The sequence below is a fragment of the Lunatimonas salinarum genome, assembly GCF_017811155.1.
Lineage (GTDB): Bacteria > Bacteroidota > Bacteroidia > Cytophagales > Cyclobacteriaceae > Lunatimonas > Lunatimonas salinarum.
The window spans coordinates 167,032-184,657 of the sequence record NZ_JACVCV010000007.1; the positions used below are offsets into that span (position 1 = coordinate 167,032).

The window sequence follows — 17,626 nt, forward strand, 5'->3', positions numbered from 1 at the left end:
ACGTAAGGGGCACTGAGTGGTAGCGGGTTGCTGGCAAAGCACAAAAAGTGGCGCATGGGCTTTTTGCAAAAAAAGATGTATTTTGGTAGTATCTTTACAAATCAAGCAAATGCAAAGCCCATGAAAACAACCGCAGACCACAATCGACGCATGGCGGAGATGACGTTTGCCACGGTGTATCCCCATTATATTGCGAAAGTGGAGCGCAAAGGCCGTAGCAAGGAGGAATTACATCAGGTGATAGCTTGGCTGACTGGTTTTAGCGAACAGGATTTGCAACGGCTTATCGACGAAAAGGCCACCTTTGAAGCCTTTTTTGCCCAAGCTACGCTTAACCCACAAGCCAACTTGATCACGGGTGTGATCTGTGGGTACCGAGTTGAGGAGATCGAAAATCCGATCACTAGAAAGGTGCGGTATTTGGATAAGGTTGTGGACGAACTGGCCAAAGGCAGAAAATTGGACAAAATCATGCGTGCCGGCTGATGGAGGAAAGAAACGATCGGCTCCAAGTCGGTGACGATTTGGAGCCGGTATGCCTAAAGCACTCCTTTGGTACTGGGTAGTTGGTTGAGTCTACGGATATCCCTGGCCACCGCCATTTGAATGGATTTTGCCAATCCCTTGAAGATTGCCTCGATTTTGTGGTGTTCATTGTCGCCTTCAACCTTGATATTCAGGTTGCATTTTGCTGTGTCGCTGAAGGACTTGAAGAAGTGGAAAAACATCTCAGTAGGCAGATCTCCGATTTTTTCTCTTTTAAACTCCGCATCCCAAACAATCCAGGGACGTCCTCCAAAGTCAATGGCCACTTGGGCAAGGCTGTCATCCATGGGCAGTAAAAACCCATAGCGTGTGATGCCCTTTTTATCCCCCAATGCTTTTAGGTAGGCTTCTCCCAAAGCCAATGCGGTATCCTCTATTGTATGGTGTTCATCGATATGGAGGTCTCCATTTACCTTGATTTTCAGATCGGAAGAGCCGTGTCTGGCTAATTGGTCCAACATATGGTCAAAGAATGCCAAGCCCGTGTTTATTTCACTTCTTCCGGTTCCATCGAGGTTGAGTTCGATGTGGATTTGGGTTTCGGACGTATTTCGCGTCACGGTAGCCACCCGGGGGGGCATGCGCAGGAACCGGTAGATTTCATCCCAATCAGTAGTGGATAGCGCGGCTCCCTCCATAGGATCTTTTCCAATGAAAATCGCCTTGGTTCCCAGATTTTTGGCAAGTTGCACATCGGTCTCCCGGTCTCCAATCACAAAGGACTCGGCGAGGTTGTAATCTCCATTGAGGTATTGCGTAAGCATGCCTGTCCTTGGCTTTCGGGTAGGGGCGTTTTCGTGCTCGAAGCTTTTGTCTATGTGGATGGCTCGAAAGAACACGTTTTCCTGCTCCAAGGTTTTGAGCATCTTGAACTGTGCGGGCCAAAAATCCGATTCCGGAAAGGAATCGGTACCTAGTCCGTCTTGGTTGGTCACCATGACCAACTCAAAGTCGGTATCCTCTGCAATTTTTCGCAGGTTGGAAATCGCTTTGGGTATAAACTCCAGTTTCTCCAAGCTATCCACCTGAAAGTCGGTGGGTGGTTCCTTTATGATGGTTCCGTCCCGGTCTATAAACAATATTCTTTTTTGCATTCGGAGGTAGGTTTAGGGAGTAATCTGAGATAAGACTTCCAGCAGTTGGTGATTTTCGGCAGGAGTACCCACCGTGATACGCAAGCATCCTTCGCAGAGGGTGACCTTAGAGCGATCACGCACGATGATCTTATGCCGTACCAATTCGTCGTAGGTCTCTTTGGGCCTATCGATATTTACTAACAGAAAGTTGGCATGGGAAGGGTGGATTTTATGAACTGACGGCAGTTTGAGAAGACCTTCCCGCAGGTGTTCCCTGGCACTCAGTATATTGGCAGTCATTTGGTGCATGCTGCTAAGGTCCTGCAATGCTTCCAAGACTTTTGACTGCGTGAGTCCGCTGACATTGTAGGGTGGCTTGATTTTGTTCAGAATGGCGACAATCTCTACCGATGCGTAAGCCATTCCCAACCGTAAGGAGGCCAACCCCCAAGCTTTGGAGAAGGTCTGCATAACCAGGAGGTTGGGATATCGATCCAGTTCACTGATAAAACTCGGTTCGTCGCTAAAGTCGATATAAGCCTCGTCCACTACTACCAAACCTTCAAAGCTGCTGATCAGGGTCCGGATATCTTCGCGGTTTAGCTTGTTTCCTGATGGGTTGTTTGGCGAGCAGATAAACAGTATTTTGGAATGTGGAGTGAAGGCAGCCTGAATGGCCGGGATATCCAACTGGAAATTGGCAGTCAGTGGGACCTTGATGGTAGCGACATCGTTGATGCCGGCACTTACCTCATACATTCCATAAGTGGGCGGGAGCAGGATAACATTATCCACGCCCGGCCTGCAAAATGCCCGAAACAACAGGTCAATGGCCTCGTCACTGCCATTTCCCAGAAAAATGCGGCTTGAATCAACGCCTTTGATCTCTCCGATACGGGCTTTGAGGTCTTTCTGATAGGGGTCCGGGTAGCGGTTGAAGGTATCTTCGGTGATGGAACCGAAGGGGTTTTCGTTTGCGTCCAGAAAGATGCCTTCCTTGCCACTATACTCGTCTCTGGCCGAAGAGTAGGGCTTAAGGGTGGCTATATGGGGCCTAAGTAGGCGGTTCAGGTCAAATTCCATGTTAATCCTTGCCGTTGATGTGGTTGATGCGAATGGTGACTGCGTTTTTGTGTGCCTCCAGCGATTCGCTTCCAGCCATTACCTCTACGGTAGGCCCGAGGTTAAGCAGTCCTTTTTCCGTAATCTTCTGGTAGGTGATTTTCTTCACAAAACTGTCCAGGGATACGCCGCTGTGGTTTCTCGCGTAGCCATTGGTGGGCAGGGTATGATTGGTACCTGAGGCATAGTCTCCCGCTGATTCCGGGGTATAATTCCCCAAAAACACCGATCCGGCATTGACAATTCGAGCGGCAACCTCGTCTTCGTCGGCGACCGATAGAATGAGGTGTTCGGGGGCGTATTCGTTGATCAGCGCGATGGCTTTGTCCTGGTTTGACATCACGAAGGCCACGCTATTGTCCAGGGCCTTTTGGGCGATTTTTTGACGGGGCAGTTTGGTTAGCTGGGCGTCCACCTCTTTAAGGGTTTTTTTGGCGATTTTTTCCGATGAGCAGACCAGCACGACTTGGCTGTCGATCCCGTGTTCCGCTTGGGACAGTAAATCTGCGGCAACAAAGGCTGGAATGGCGGTTTCATCGGCATAAACAAGCACCTCTGAAGGACCGGCAGGCATGTCTATGGCAACTCCTTTTTTGATGGCCAGTTGTTTGGCAGCAGTGACGTATTGGTTTCCGGGACCAAAGATCTTGTCTACCTTGGGTACCGATTGGGTACCGTAGGTGAATGCGGCTATGGCTTGCGCGCCGCCTGCTTTTACGACGGTCGGTATGCCTACCAAGTCTGCTGTGTACAGGATAGCGGGGTGAATTTTACCTTCGGCGTTGGGGGGGGAGCAAAGCACCACTTCTTCGCAGCCGGCCAGCTTAGCCGGTACACCCAACATCAATACCGTGGAAAAAAGCGGTGCGGTACCACCAGGAATATATAGCCCTACTTTTTGCACAGCTACACTCCGTCGCATGCAGGTAACCCCTTCCATGACTTCCATTTCCAAATCGGGCGTTTTTTGAGCCTCGTGAAATTTGGTGATGTTTTCCAAGGCCTGTTGGATGGATTTTTTCAAATCCATGGGCACCAGCTCTTTCGCTTCTTCGATTTCTTCTTTCGTGACCAAAAGCCGGTCAATTTCCACATGATCGTATTCCAGAGCAAATTTACGCAGGGCTTTATCTCCCTGTCGTTTCACCTTTTGCATGATAGGCTTCACGATTTTTTCGATATCCTTTAGCTTGATGGCTGGCCTCGCCAGTTCTTTTTTCCAGCTATTTTTGGGGGGATTTACAAGGACTTTCATAGGGATAGTAGTGTCTTTTCAGCGTTGATACCGGCCAGGTCATTGGCAAAACGTCGGGAGGAAGACGAATCCTCGAATAAGCGAGTGGTTTCTGTCATTTCCGGTTTGCTAGAGGACCATCTTTTCTATGGGAACCACCAGGATGCCTTCTGCACCTGCGGCCCGCAGCTCTTCGATGTTTTCCCAAAATTGGTCTTCGGCTATGACCGAATGTACCGAGGACCATCCTTCTTGGGCCAAAGGCAGGATCGTTGGGCTTCGCATGCCCGGAATCAGGGAGATGATCCGTTCCAAGGAAGCATTCGGGGCATTTAGCAATACGTATTTGTTGCTCTTGCCTTTTTGAACCGCGTTCATGCGGAATAGCAGCTTATCTACGATGTCTTGTTTGGCTGGAGTTATTTTTGGATCCGCTATAAGCACCGCCTCCGATCGGAATATCTCTTCTACTTCCTTCAGTCCGTTCATCATCAGGGTAGATCCGGAACTGACGATGTCACAGATCCCTTCCGCCAGGCCAATGCTGGGGGCAATCTCTACAGAACCGCTGATTTCATGGATTTCCGCCTGTATGCCGTGTGTTTCCAAATAGTCACCCAAAATTTTGGGATAGGAGGTTGCGATGCTTTTTCCTTCAAAGTGGCTGATACCCGCATATTCTTCGCCTTTTGGAATGGCCAAGGAAAGGCGGCACTTGGAAAAGCCCAATTTCTTGACGACGGTGACCTCTTTGTTTTTTTCCACCAACTCGTTTTCGCCTACTATGCCTAGGTCCGCTACGCCATCTGAGACGTAACCCGGAATGTCGTCATCCCGCAGAAACAAAAATTCGATGGGAAAATTGGTGGAGGTGGATTTGAGCTTGCCGGTACCGTTGTAGAACTTGATGCCACATTCCTTAATCAGGCTCAGTGAATCATCGCTCAGTCTACCACTTTTCTGTACGGCAATTCGTATGATGTTTTCCATGAAAGTATTTAGGGATTAAATGATCAGGGTGTTTGGGTTAGTGGATTCAACGTATGATCCAAAATGAGTGCATGGGGATATGGGACGGCCGCTTACTTGCCATGGTGGCAAAGCCGGTGGTGCCCATGCAAGTTAGGATGGGAAAAAATCGAATGAAAGGCAATATGGTTGCGCATTGGCTTCATAACTTACCGACAAATTTAACGAGCGATTTCTAACATCCCAAATATCCCCAGCATTTTGTGGATTAGGTACAAACAAAAAATCCCCCGGAATATGCTTCCGGGGGAATTAAGCCTTTAGCTGCGACTTTTCCTAAAAAATTGCCAGTTAAAAAAATAACCCAACTAACCAACTTCACTTTCTACACAACCCACTTCACTAGCCAACCGCACATCCACCTCACAAATCAACCACACAAACCAACTTCCATCAGGTATGGGCATCGCTAGGATACCTTGCTGATTACGGAAATAAAATTACCACTAGATGATTGGAATTTGAAAATTAATCGACTAACACGGGTGCCAAGCAGGTGAACGGGTTGATTTGGTCGGTAAAAAGGAGATGATTGGCCAGGTTGGTGATTTGCGTTTCTGTGGTATGTCGTTGCAAATGACCTGTAAAATTGTTGTGGTTGCACGTCGTGTACTGAAAATACCTTGGAGTTCAACTTGCCTTTATGGCCAAAGGGTCAGGTTATAAAATTGAAGTAGGCCGGGATCTTAGTGTCACACGAAACCTAACGAATTTCAAAAGCTCAGACTTACCGGTATTAACTGGCAAAGAATTTATTTTTAGCCGAAATTCACGACATCCCGGTCATAAATTTGTTTTTTTTGGGGTGTGAGTTCATGTTGATTTAGCGGAATATGTTGGCTGCTATTGAGGTTTTTGGTTCCTTTTCGTTTTTTTGAAGTGAGTAAAATGCCTTTGTTTCTATTTTATATTTTGTTTTTGTAAACTATACTCGCTGTAAAATTTTGTCAGTGATATTTTTTTTAAAATAATAATGGGGTCATTTTAAGGCTTCACTTCCTCTTAATATTGTAAAGGCGAAATAACCCGCGCTCATGAGTACAAACCCAAAAATTAAAACCACCTTACCGGTAATCCCTCTGCCGTACCGGCATGCCGTGACCATGGAGATTTTCAAAGAGAAGCCTGATCTGGAAATTTGGAAGGCATTTGACGAAGGCGATGAAATGGCGTTCAATTACATCTACCGAGTGCATGCAACAAACTTGTTTCGGTTTGGCGGTCAATTTACACAGGATCAAGGCCTCGTTCAGGACTGCATTCAAAATATCTTTATCGGATTGCGAAAAAAGCGTGGAAGTCTGAGCGAAGTAAAAAGCATCAAATCCTACCTATACAAATGTTTACAGCGTGATCTGATACGGGAAATCGGTAAGCGAAAGGATACCAAGGTTGGTTCAGATACACTGGGAGAGGTTTTTTTTGAGATTGAAGTTTCCTTCGAGACGAAGCTTATACAGCAAGAGCGGGAAAGTGAGCAACAGGTAAAGATCAAGCAGGCATTGGGTCAGCTGACGAGTAGGCAAAGACAGGCCATTTTATTGCTCTACGAAGAGGGCATGAGCTACAGAGAAATAGCGGAAGTGATGGAGTTAAGCGAGGTAAAGTCAGCCCGGAAGATCATCTACAGGGCCATGGAAAGTCTCAAGGCACTATTAATTAAGAAGCGTGAATCATAGCAACAATCCAATGGAATTTCCGACCCCTATGCGGTACAAAGATTATGAACTGGAACATTTCCTGGTGGATGAATTTTTCATTCAGTGGGTCAAATGTCCCGATGAGAACAACCGACATTTTTGGGAGAAATGGCTGCGAGAACATCCGGAGAAGCGGATTATCGTGCAGGAGGCTGCCCGGCTGATACGCGCGGTTCGGTACGGTAAAACTATTCCGGTGACTGACACGGTCTATGTCGAGACCTTTGAGAATATCGTGCGTGCTGCGGGCTCCTTGGAAGCCGTCAAATCCGGCGGGGGAGCCGTTTCGCACATATTGGGGCTTTTGACGCTGCGAAAGCTAGTGGCTGTTTTGGTGCTGGGATTCTTTGGATGGCTGAGTTTAGACATTATGTTTCAGCCCCGGAGAGAGACTGCTGAACCCCTGGTTGAAATTCCAATAGTAACCAAGGAAAACCCAGCCGGTAAGAAATCGATCGTCACCCTGACAGATGGAAGCAAAGTGTACTTGAATGCCGGTAGCGCAATTTGGTATCCAAAGGAGTTTGGATCCGATAAGCGGGAGGTTACCCTGACGGGGGAAGCCTTCTTCGATGTACATCCGGAATCCGATAGGCCCTTTGTGGTGCGAAGTGGGAATGTCCGGGTGGAGGTCTTGGGGACCAGTTTTAATGTGAATCAGCAGGAGGGGGGCAAGCTAGCGATTGCCTTGGTGACCGGTAAGGTGCGAGTCAAAGACGAACAGGGGAGTCAAGTTCATTTAGAGCCTAGCGAGATGTTGGTAATGGAAGAAGGAGGTGCCTTTTACAAAACCGCATTTGATCCCCTGGAGGTGCTTGGCTGGAAGGATAAGCAGCTGGTTTTCAAGATGGATAATATGGAATCCGCTAAGCGAAAGATCGAAAATTGGTATGGCGTGGAGGTGCAGGTAAAGGGGGCGATACCCCGGGGGTGGGCCTACACCGGTGTGTACCAGGATGAGCTTTTGGAGAATGTGCTAAGGGGTATTTTCCACACCTCGGGGATTAGTTATAAGATTGACGGAAAGCAAGTAACCATATATAACCCAAATTGACCAGTCATGAAAAGGGAAGACAGTAGTTAAAACTCAAAGGCAGTATCTGTTCTGGGGGGAACAAGATACTGCCTCCTACCGCCTTGTGTCCGTGGAAAGAAGACAAGGCATGGTTCAAGTACAAATCCTTAAACATTTCAATATTATGAAAAAAAATATACTTAGGCAATTGCTTATGCTGTCTAAACGATTGATGTATGGCTTTCTTATTCAGCTGTTCTTTTGCACGGTACTTTTGGCCAATACGGGCAATGCCCAACGAAAGACCCTAGAAGAAGTCACTATCTCCGTAAAATTAAATGAAAAGTCACTTGGTCAGTTTTTCAGGCTGGTTGAGGCGAAGACGGATTTTAGGTTTACGTATTCCAATGGTCTGATAGATCTGAAAAAGCCAGTGTCGATAGAATCAAATGAAGGTTCTCTATACGACATTCTGGCCGTTGTCTCTCAACAGACAGATCTGAATTTTGTGCAGGTAAATGAGAACATCCACGTAAGGGCTGGGGGTGATAAGAATCGTAGAATTGAGGTTGTTGAGCAGGAATATGCTGTCATAACAGGGAAGGTAACGGATGAACGAGGCGAGCCTATTCCTGGGGCTACGATTGTAGTAGAAGGAACTAATACAGGGACCGTAACAAATATTGATGGGGTGTTTAATCTTGAAGCATCCGAGGGATCGGTTTTAGTCGTTTCGTTTATTGGTTATAGATCGCAGAGAATAACCGTTGGAAATCAATCCAATATTAATATAATATTGGAGGAGGATCAATCTTCGCTAGAAGAAGTGGTTGTAGTAGGTTATGGAACCCAAAGAAAGGCTGATATTACTGGATCAGTATCCTCATTATCTGAGGATTTGATTCAATCAAGACCCGTTGCCAATTTTGAAGATGCTCTCCAAGGGAGAGCAAGTGGTGTACAAGTAAGGCAAACAGGCGGCGATTTGGAAGGAAGGTTTTCGATAAACATAAGAGGAGTTGGTTCAGTTACGGGTAGTAATGATCCATTGATAGTGGTTGATGGTGTTCCTCTTTTCAGTTCTGATTTTTCGACTATTAATCCGAAAGATATTGTTTCAATGGATATCTTGAAGGATGCTTCTGCTACGGCTATATATGGTGCTAGGGCAGCAAATGGCGTTGTAATAATTACCACCAAAAAGGGAAAAGCAGGAAAAACCCAATTTACGTTTAGTACCGATATAGGGTTTGAGGAAATTTTTAATCGGTTCGATGTTATGAGTACTGAGGAACAAAGGTTATTATTTATAGAGGCATTCCGGAACTCGAATAGAAGTATCGCTACCTACGATGACCCATCTCATCCTGCATGGCAAGTCGATACAGACTGGCAAGATCTTGGTACAAGAACTGCATTAAGACAAAACTACAATTTGGGATTTAGCGGAGGTACTGATAAAACGCAGTTTTCTGGTTCTATATCTTATCTAGATAGGCAGGGAACAATTGTAAATAGTGATCTTAAAAATTGGTTTTTGAGATTGAATCTCAACACCAAGATCAACGAGAAGTTTTCTGTTTCCAGTAACTTGACGGGCAGTTATCAGATGCAAAACACTGTACCTGCCGACGACTGGAATTCAGCCGGATATAGAAGTTTTATTTTTGAGCACTCGTACACAGAGCCGTTTGATGCGGCCGGTAATTTAACTGCCATAAATACTGTAGCAGCACCTTATTTTGGAGCGAATGCAAATCCGTTAATCGACATAATGCTCCCTACTAGGGAGCGGGATGTTACTAGGTTATTGGGTAATGTGAAATTTGACTTCAAGCCTACTGAAGATTTGACAGTTTCTGCAAATTTAGGTGGCGATATTGTAAATGGAGCTGGTTACACTTTTTTGCCAGTTTATCAGATAGGACGTTTTGTGAGGCCCGAGGGACAGGTTACCGTTCAAAATAGACAAGAGCTTAATTGGGTTACTGATTTAACGGCAAATTATGAGAAAAAATTTAACCAACATGACATAAAATTGCTGGGAGGATTTTCGGCTCAGCAATTTATTTTCGAAAACAGTTCAGTGACAGGTGCAGGAACTATTAATAACTCTTTGAACCAATTAGCTAATCAAATCAATTTCAATGCGAGTGGTACTAGCGTTAGCTCCGGACTGGTTTCCACTTTTTTAAGGGGGAATTATTCCTATAGCGATAAATATTTATTTACGGCAACAGTTAGGAGAGATGGATCCTCTAAGTTTGGGCCGGAAAGCAGGTACGGTGTGTTCCCTTCTGGTTCGATTGCTTGGAGAATTTCAGACGAAGAATTCATTAAAAACTCGAAAGTCATTGATGATTTTAAAATACGTACCAGTTATGGCCTTACCGGCAACCAAGAGATTGGCAACTTTGCGTTCTTAACCAGAGCTACCGGGACTCCTTACGTTTTCGGGAATAATTTAGTGGTGGGTAATTCACCCCAAAATATAGGTGACCCAAATCTCCAATGGGAATCCACCAGGCAATTTGACATCGGAACAGATATTTCTTTATTTGAGGGAAGGATTTATTTAACTGCAGATTATTACAATAGGACCTCTCAAGACTTGCTTATTCAAACCCCAGTGGCATTGACGGCTGGTGTAACTGAGGATCCTACGGTAAATTTGGGGTCCGTATTAAATAAGGGCTTTGAATTTACTATAAACTCACGGAACACCGTGGGGAAGTTAGGTTGGAGTACTAACTTCAATATTTCCTTTAATAGAAATGAGATTTTGGATATTGGAAGCAACTCAATAGGTGAATCATTAGAAATTCCCGGGCAGTTAATCCCTCTTTCAAATCAACCTGCTAATCTATCTCGGGCGGGCCATCCAGTTGGTTCTTTCTATATGTGGCAATTTGATGGTGTTTGGCAACTTGGTGAAGAGGATGCTGCTAGAGCTTGGGCAGGTGCTGTACCAGGTGATCCAAAATATAAGGACTTGAATGGCAATGGGGTATTTGACGCTGGTGATAAAACCATAGTAGGCAATCCCCACCCTAGGTTTTTTGGAGGAATTGACAATTCATTTGATTACAAAAACTTCAGTTTGTCTGTGTTTTTTGACTTTTCCGGAGGTTTTCAGGTATATAATACCGCAAGAAACTTATTTGCGAGAGGAGTTCCATTTGTCCAAAACCTTGCGGAGGTTAATGATTTCTGGACTCCTGAAAACCCCAGTAATGCTGTTCCCAGACCTTCACAGGGAGGAAACACCACGACTTTGGTGACTATGGTTTCTGATAGGTTTTTGGAAAATGGAGATTTCATAAGACTAAAAAATTTAAGCTTAAGCTATAACTTTCCTTCCTACCTTTTTAATGATAAATCTGTTGAAGCCTTAAAATTGTCCCTTACCGGGACCAATTTGATCATGTTTACCAATTATACAGGACTTGATCCTGAAGCTTCAAGTAGGGCAAGCCTATTATCTGCGGGCATAGATTATACCCCATACCCACAAACTAGACTAGTTTCACTTTCAGCCCAAATTATTTTCTGATAGATAAATCCCTTTGATCATGAAATCTTATAAATATATAACAAAGTTTGCCCTCGCAATAAGTGTATTTCTTAATTCGAATTGCACCTCGATTTTGGAGCCTATTCCAGAAGGGATTGTACCAATGGCAGAATTGTACACAAGTGAAAGTAATATTATTACGGCTGTAAATGGGATATATAATCCGTTACTTGGGCTGTACCAACAAAACATGTTAAGGTTGACAGAACTTGCAGGGGATGATGGATGGACCTGGCGATTTGAAACCCAACCTGACCTATTTGAGGTGGATCCGACTTCTGGGCCTGTTCAGCAAGTTTGGACCTCCCATTACTTTGGGATTACCAGAGCCAATGGGGTGTTGCACAATCTATCCCAAGTACAGGATTTTTCAAGTGAAGAAATGAGAAGATCCATTGAAGGCCAGGCAAAATTTATGCGTGCCTTTTATTATTTTAACCTAGTGCGGTTTTTCGGATCTTTACCATTAATTGTTGAGGAAATTGTGGAAAGAAACGATGCTGAAAAGCCGAGAAGCGGCATAATTGAGGTGTACGCTCAAATTAAAGCGGATATAAATGATGCTATACAACTGTTACCTATGTCCTATGATGGAGGGGTGGGAAAAGAGGTGGGTAGGCCTACTTCTAATTCTGCTAGGGCCTTGTTGTCATTAGTACATCTGGAATTGGAAGAATGGTCGGAAGTTGTCAATCTTTCCCAGGGAATATATGGAGTAGGATCATTGTTGTCCAATTACAGTAATAATTTTAATGGCTCACAGGAAAATAGTTCTGCATCCTTTTTTGAGGTACAATATGGTGGTGTAATAGGCGAAACTACAACTAATAAAAGTATTGCCTTTGCTCCTGCTGATTTTGAAAACGGGTCCGCCTTCATTTTACCTACCGATGATGGACTGGAAGGTGAAGGTGGAGGGTTGTCCTCTGGAAATGGTTTGATTCAGGCTTTTGAGGATGGGGATCTCCGAAAGAATATCATAGTGGATACTTATGGACTTTCAAATTTTATTGATCCTTCCAAACCTGATGGGAGCCTTTATTATGTCAATAAATATTTCAATACCAGTGACCCGAGAGGATTGAGCACATGGAACTTCCCATTAATTAGGTATGCAGAGATACTATTGAGTTTTGCCGAAGCATTAAATGAACTTGGATTTCAGGCAGATGGAGAAGCATTCGACATGTTAAATGAAGTAAGGGAAAATGCTGGTTTGATGCCTTTGACTTCTGGAGAGCTTTCTAATCAAGATGAGTTCAGGGAAGCGGTGAGGAGGGAAAGGAGGATTGAGCTTGCCTTCGAAGCGAAGCGGTATTTTGATTTGAACAGATGGGGGGTATTAGCCGATGTTATTCAAGTTCAAATGGATTATACTAATTTGAATTTCCCAAGGCAAAGGCTAATTTCTCATCCGATTACAGGAAAAGATTATCATTTGTATCCACTACCGGCTATTGAATTTGTAAATAATGTGCAGTTAGGTGAGCAAAACCCGGGATATTGAGAAGCTGTTGTATGAAAGAATTCCTTTATGCGATAGGGTTATTTATTTTGATGGGTTGGGGATGTAATTCCCAACCCAACGAAGAGGGAAAATCAAATTCGAAACGCACAGCACCCAATGTGGTACTTATAATGGCCGATGATCTGGGATTCAATGACTTGGGCTGTTATGGTAATATTTCGATAAAAACGCCAACGATTGATCGGCTTGCAGCTTCAGGTTTCAGGTTTACCGATTACCATTCCAACGGTGCGGTTTGTAGTCCAACCCGTGCCTCTCTGCTAACAGGGCTTTATCCTCAGGAAGCAGGAGTGGAAGGCGTGATTACTGCAAAAAGCCATAGAGAAAAGGGGATGTCCTTAGATAAATTCACACTTGCGGAATTTTTAAAGGAGTCAGGTTATGCTACCGCCATATTTGGGAAATGGCATTTGGGGTATAAACCGGAATTTGGCCCTAATGTCCAAGGATTTGACCATTTTGTGGGATTTGTAAGCGGAAATGTCGATTATTTCAGCCATATCGATCAGGAAGGATATGAGGACTGGTGGAATAATCAATATCTTGAAAAAGAAGCCGGCTATTTGACTGATTTGATCACGGATAAGGCACTTGAGTACTTGGAAGAAAGAAATATCGACAAACCATTTTTTCTGTATTTGGCCCATGGCGCCCCCCATTCCCCTTATCAGGGACCCAATGATAATGCGGATAGAACAGTCGGCGGTGATTTTCCGATACAGGGAAGTCGTGAAGATAAGGAAGCTGCCTACAAGGAGATGATAGAATCTCTGGATGGTAATGTTGGTAGGGTAATGGACTACCTAGAAAAAAACCAGCTTTCAGAAAACACTCTTGTTATTTTCTGTTCAGACAATGGAGGTGCCAAAAACGTTGGATCAAATACACCGTTCAGTGGATTCAAAGGACAACTTTACGAGGGAGGACATAGGGTACCGGCAATTTTCTACAGGAAGGACAAAATTCCTCAAAAGGTTTCTGAGGAATTGGTATTATCCATGGATTTGTTCCCCACCATTGCCGGCTTGTTGGGTTTAGAGATTCCTGCGGGTTTGTCGGGAAAGAACCTGGCAGGAATAGTTGATGGGAATGGTCCTTCAAATTTGGAAGAGGAAAGAATCGTATTCTGGAGATTTGGAAATCAAATTGCTGTCCGGAAAGGCGATTGGAAATTGTTGAAAATCGGTGATACATCCAATTTATATGATCTTTCCACTGATATTCAAGAATCCACTGACATTAAGGGCGCATATCCAGATATTTTCCAAGAATTAAAAAGAGCCTATGAAGATTGGGAGTCTGGTTTGACCGAGGAAATAATCTCCTCCTGATCTAAATTTATTCTGAGGGAAATTTTAAAAACGCTTAAAGTCACAAAATTCCAATTCACCCATTATTTCTTCTTCCTTCTATACCGTCAAGAAGAAAAATTCAATTATTAGAAAATAGAAATTAACTATGCTTAAAGTAATTACAATGCGAGCATTATTTTTAATTGTCCTCGTTGGCATCCCTTTACATTTAACGGGGCAGTCGTCCAATTTACCAAATAATCCGAATATTGTATACATCTTGGCGGATGATTTGGGGATTGGAGACATAACCGGGTATAATCCCGATTCCAAAATCAATACCAAAAATTTAGATCGATTGATTAATCATGGGTTGAAATTTACCGATGCGCATACCAGTTCGGCGGTTTGTACCCCAACCCGATACGGCATCATCACCGGGAGGTATAATTGGCGGTCTACCTTAAAAAGCGGTGTATTGGGAGGTTATTCCAAACCGTTGATAGGCAGTGGTAGGTTGACTGTAGGTGACCTTCTCCAGGAAAAAGGGTATCATACTGCTTTTGTTGGAAAATGGCATCTAGGCTGGGATTGGGCGTTTAAGGAAAATACCTCGGATATCGATAACCTCGGCAATAATTTCGATATTGATTATTCCAAGCCCATTACAAATGGCCCCAAAGATCTCGGGTTTTCTTATTCCTATGGATTCAGCGGTTCATTGGATATGCCCCCATATGTATATGTGGAAGATAATAAGGTCACGGCTTCACCGGACCGGGTTACTGTTAATGTTGACGATAAAGGATTTTGGAGGCAGGGTCCCACCGGAAGTGATTTTGACCATGTTCAGGTATTGCCACACCTTACCGATAAAGCGGTGGAATACATCCATCGGCAATCCGATACCGGGAAACCGTTTTTTATGTATTTTGCCTTGCCAGCACCCCATACCCCGATTTTGCCAACTACTGAGTTTATGGGAAAAAGCAATACCAATATGTATGGGGATTTTATGCTACAGGTAGATGATGTGGTTGGGCAAATCATCCAAGCATTGGAAGACAAGGGTCAACTTGAAAATACGATTCTAATTTTTGTCAGTGACAATGGCTGCTCTCCAAAGGCAAGTTTTCCGGAACTTGAAAAAGTAAATCATAATCCCAGTTTTATTTATAGAGGCCATAAGGCTGATATTTATGAAGGTGGGCATAGGGTGCCTTTTATCGTTCATTGGCCGGAAAAAATACAGCAAGCCAGAACTGTCTCTTCAACAATATGCACCACAGACTTAATGGCCACCCTGGCAGATTTGGTAAGTTTTGAATTGCCAGCACAGGCGGGGGAAGATAGTTTTAGCTTCTTACCTCTGTTGTTGAACGGAAATGAAACCACATTTTTGAGGGAGGCAACAGTTCATCATTCCATAGACGGAAGTTTTGCCATCCGGAAAGAGGAATGGAAACTTATTTTGTGCCCTGGTTCTGGAGGATGGAGTTTTCCCAGGACCCCGGAAGAGTTAAAGGGATTACCTCCAATGCAGCTTTTCAATCTTGATAAGGATCCGGCAGAAACGCAAAATATAATAGAAAGCCATCCTGACAAAGTTCATGAATTGAAATCGCTCTTGACAGAATACATAAAAAATGGACGAAGTACGCCTGGAATACCGCAGAAAAATGATGGACCGGAAACTTGGAAACAACTTTACTGGATGTACGAGTGATCAGCTAGTATGTTGAAAAATAGGATGAAAAAAATCAGTAGGATGGTGGTAGTGGTTAAAAATGCTAAAATGCATGTGAATGTGATAGTTATTTTATTTTCATCGATTTTACTCTCCTGTACACAGGAAAGTAAGAAAGTGGAACGTCCAAATATTGTGATTATTTATGCCGATGACCTGGGATATGGCGACGTTCAATCCTATAATCCGGAGAGAGGTAAAATTTTAACCCCTCATATTGATCGGCTGGCAGCAGAAGGAATGTCGTTTACTGATGCGCATTCCTCATCGGGAGTTTGTTCTCCTTCGCGGTATACCCTGTTAACCGGTCGTTATCACTGGCGCAGTAGGCTCCAAAAGGGAATTGTTGGATTATATGGAAAACCGCTAATCACCCAAGAAAGGCTAACCATAGCCGGACTGGTAAAACAGCAGGGGTACCAGACCAGTTGCATTGGTAAATGGCATTTGGGGTGGGATTGGCCTATTGCTGACGGTCAAATGAATTTATTCCGATCAGAAAGAAAAGATGTTGTCGCCTCTCCAAAACACAAAAAAGTATGGAGAGAGGTATTTTCTCTCCCGATTCCGGGCGGTCCGACATCCGTTGGTTTTGATGAATACTTTGGTACCGATGTGCCTAACCATCCCCCTTTTTGTTTTATAGAAAACGACAGGACGGTGGGCATTCCTACGGAATTCGGAGCACCCCGTTTATTTGGGCGGAATCAGGCTAGCCTCCAAGGTCCGGCGAGGGAGCTTTGGGCATTGGAAGATATTTTACCTACCTTAGCTGTCCGTTCGACTGCATATATTGAACGGGAGGCGGCGGCTTCTCGGCCTTTTTTTCTCTACCTATCCCTGACCTCGCCACATACACCTCTTTCCGTAAATGACGAGTGGTTTGGTGAAAGCAAATTATCACTCTACGCAGATTTGGTCATGGAGACTGATGCGGTCGTCGGAAGGGTGCTCGAGGCAATAGAAAGAAGCGGGGTAATGGAGAACACGTTGGTAATCTTTACTAGTGATAATGGGTGTGCACCCTATGTGGGTAAAACTACTGCCGAAGAAGCTTATGACCTGAATATGAGAGTTTGGGACTGGGATAGAAATGCCCCTCCTGTTGCGTCCATGGAAGAGAAAGGCCATTACCCAAGTGGGCCTTTTCGGGGATACAAATCTGACGTTTGGGAAGGTGGCCACAGAATACCGTTTATAGTCAAATGGCCTGGAAAAGTGAAACCTGGAAGTACCACCTCCCAATTAGCTCATCAGGCCGATCTTATGGCAACCATAGCTGAGATCATAGGAGTTGAGATTCCTAACAATGCGGGTGAAGATAGTTTCAGTCTACTTCCGTTGCTCATGGGAGGAGATCAGCCGGTACGTGAAACAGCGGTTAGCACTTCTATAAATGGTCTACCCAGCTTGCGCAATGGAGATTGGAAATACATAGCTGGTCCTGGGTCAGGAGGTTGGACACCCGGGGAAGGCGACTTTCCAGTACAACTCTATAACTTAGGCATGGACCCTGGTGAAACGCAGAATCTGGCTAGCCAAGAACCCGATCGGGTAGAAAAGATGGTGATGCTGTTGGAAAATCTTATAGTGGACGGTAGAAGTACTCCCGGGACTATTCAGGAAAATGATGTCGAGGTGATTCGATATCCTAGCAAATAATTATCGGTGTTCGAGAAGACCCGTGGGATCAGAAATGAGCTGCTTCAGGGATTCATTCATGCATACCACGGGCCTTTTTTCGTCACATGGCCTTTTGTACA

General features: G+C 44.4%; 12 protein-coding genes. 8 read left to right on the forward strand and 4 right to left on the reverse strand.

The window, feature by feature from the left end:
• Positions 1–120: 120 nt before the first annotated feature.
• The gene (locus tag IAQ59_RS10485) at positions 121–486 is read left to right on the forward strand and encodes a DUF2200 domain-containing protein (RefSeq protein ID WP_209330755.1); all 366 of its coding nucleotides are present in this window, start codon (positions 121–123) and stop codon (positions 484–486) included.
• Between the two features lie 53 nt (positions 487–539).
• Here the strand turns inward: IAQ59_RS10485 and hisB are convergent, their stop codons facing one another.
• From hisB to hisG, 4 genes are all read right to left on the reverse strand, one after another.
• Positions 540–1,640 (reverse strand): bifunctional histidinol-phosphatase/imidazoleglycerol-phosphate dehydratase HisB, encoded by a 1,101-nt coding sequence (gene hisB / locus IAQ59_RS10490; RefSeq protein ID WP_209330756.1) that lies wholly within the window; start codon positions 1,638–1,640, stop codon positions 540–542.
• A gap of 12 nt (positions 1,641–1,652) precedes the next feature.
• Positions 1,653–2,705 carry a histidinol-phosphate transaminase gene (gene hisC, locus IAQ59_RS10495; RefSeq protein WP_209330757.1) on the reverse strand — a complete coding sequence of 351 codons (1,053 nt, stop codon included), beginning with the start codon at positions 2,703–2,705 and terminating at the stop codon, positions 1,653–1,655.
• 1 nt (position 2,706) lies between these two features.
• Positions 2,707–3,999 carry a histidinol dehydrogenase gene (gene hisD / locus IAQ59_RS10500; protein ID WP_209330758.1) on the reverse strand — a complete coding sequence of 431 codons (1,293 nt, stop codon included), beginning with the start codon at positions 3,997–3,999 and terminating at the stop codon, positions 2,707–2,709.
• A gap of 108 nt (positions 4,000–4,107) precedes the next feature.
• Positions 4,108–4,968, reverse strand: a complete 861-nt coding sequence (hisG, locus tag IAQ59_RS10505; protein ID WP_209330759.1) for an ATP phosphoribosyltransferase — start codon at positions 4,966–4,968, stop codon at positions 4,108–4,110.
• Between the two features lie 1,073 nt (positions 4,969–6,041).
• Here hisG and IAQ59_RS10510 point away from each other — a divergent pair.
• From IAQ59_RS10510 to IAQ59_RS10540, 7 genes are all read left to right on the forward strand, one after another.
• Entirely contained in the window at positions 6,042–6,686 is a 645-nt protein-coding gene (locus IAQ59_RS10510) for an RNA polymerase sigma factor (protein ID WP_209330760.1), read from the forward strand.
• 10 nt (positions 6,687–6,696) lie between these two features.
• On the forward strand, positions 6,697–7,761 hold the full coding sequence (locus IAQ59_RS10515; protein ID WP_245189540.1) for a FecR family protein: 1,065 nt from the start codon (positions 6,697–6,699) through the stop codon (positions 7,759–7,761).
• A 145-nt stretch (positions 7,762–7,906) separates the two neighbouring features.
• Complete coding sequence (locus IAQ59_RS10520; RefSeq protein WP_209330761.1) at positions 7,907–11,275, forward strand: SusC/RagA family TonB-linked outer membrane protein; 3,369 nt, start codon at positions 7,907–7,909, stop codon at positions 11,273–11,275.
• Positions 11,276–11,294: 19 nt separating this feature from the next.
• Positions 11,295–12,803, forward strand: coding sequence for a RagB/SusD family nutrient uptake outer membrane protein (locus IAQ59_RS10525; RefSeq protein ID WP_209330762.1), 1,509 nt, complete (start codon positions 11,295–11,297; stop codon positions 12,801–12,803).
• A gap of 11 nt (positions 12,804–12,814) precedes the next feature.
• Positions 12,815–14,155: a sulfatase family protein gene (locus IAQ59_RS10530; RefSeq protein ID WP_209330763.1), complete on the forward strand. Its 1,341-nt coding sequence runs from the start codon at positions 12,815–12,817 to the stop codon at positions 14,153–14,155.
• 145 nt (positions 14,156–14,300) lie between these two features.
• The gene (locus IAQ59_RS10535) at positions 14,301–15,842 is read left to right on the forward strand and encodes a sulfatase family protein (RefSeq protein ID WP_209330764.1); all 1,542 of its coding nucleotides are present in this window, start codon (positions 14,301–14,303) and stop codon (positions 15,840–15,842) included.
• A gap of 24 nt (positions 15,843–15,866) precedes the next feature.
• Positions 15,867–17,525, forward strand: a complete 1,659-nt coding sequence (locus IAQ59_RS10540; RefSeq protein ID WP_209330765.1) for a sulfatase family protein — start codon at positions 15,867–15,869, stop codon at positions 17,523–17,525.
• The last annotated feature ends 101 nt before the right edge of the window (positions 17,526–17,626 follow it).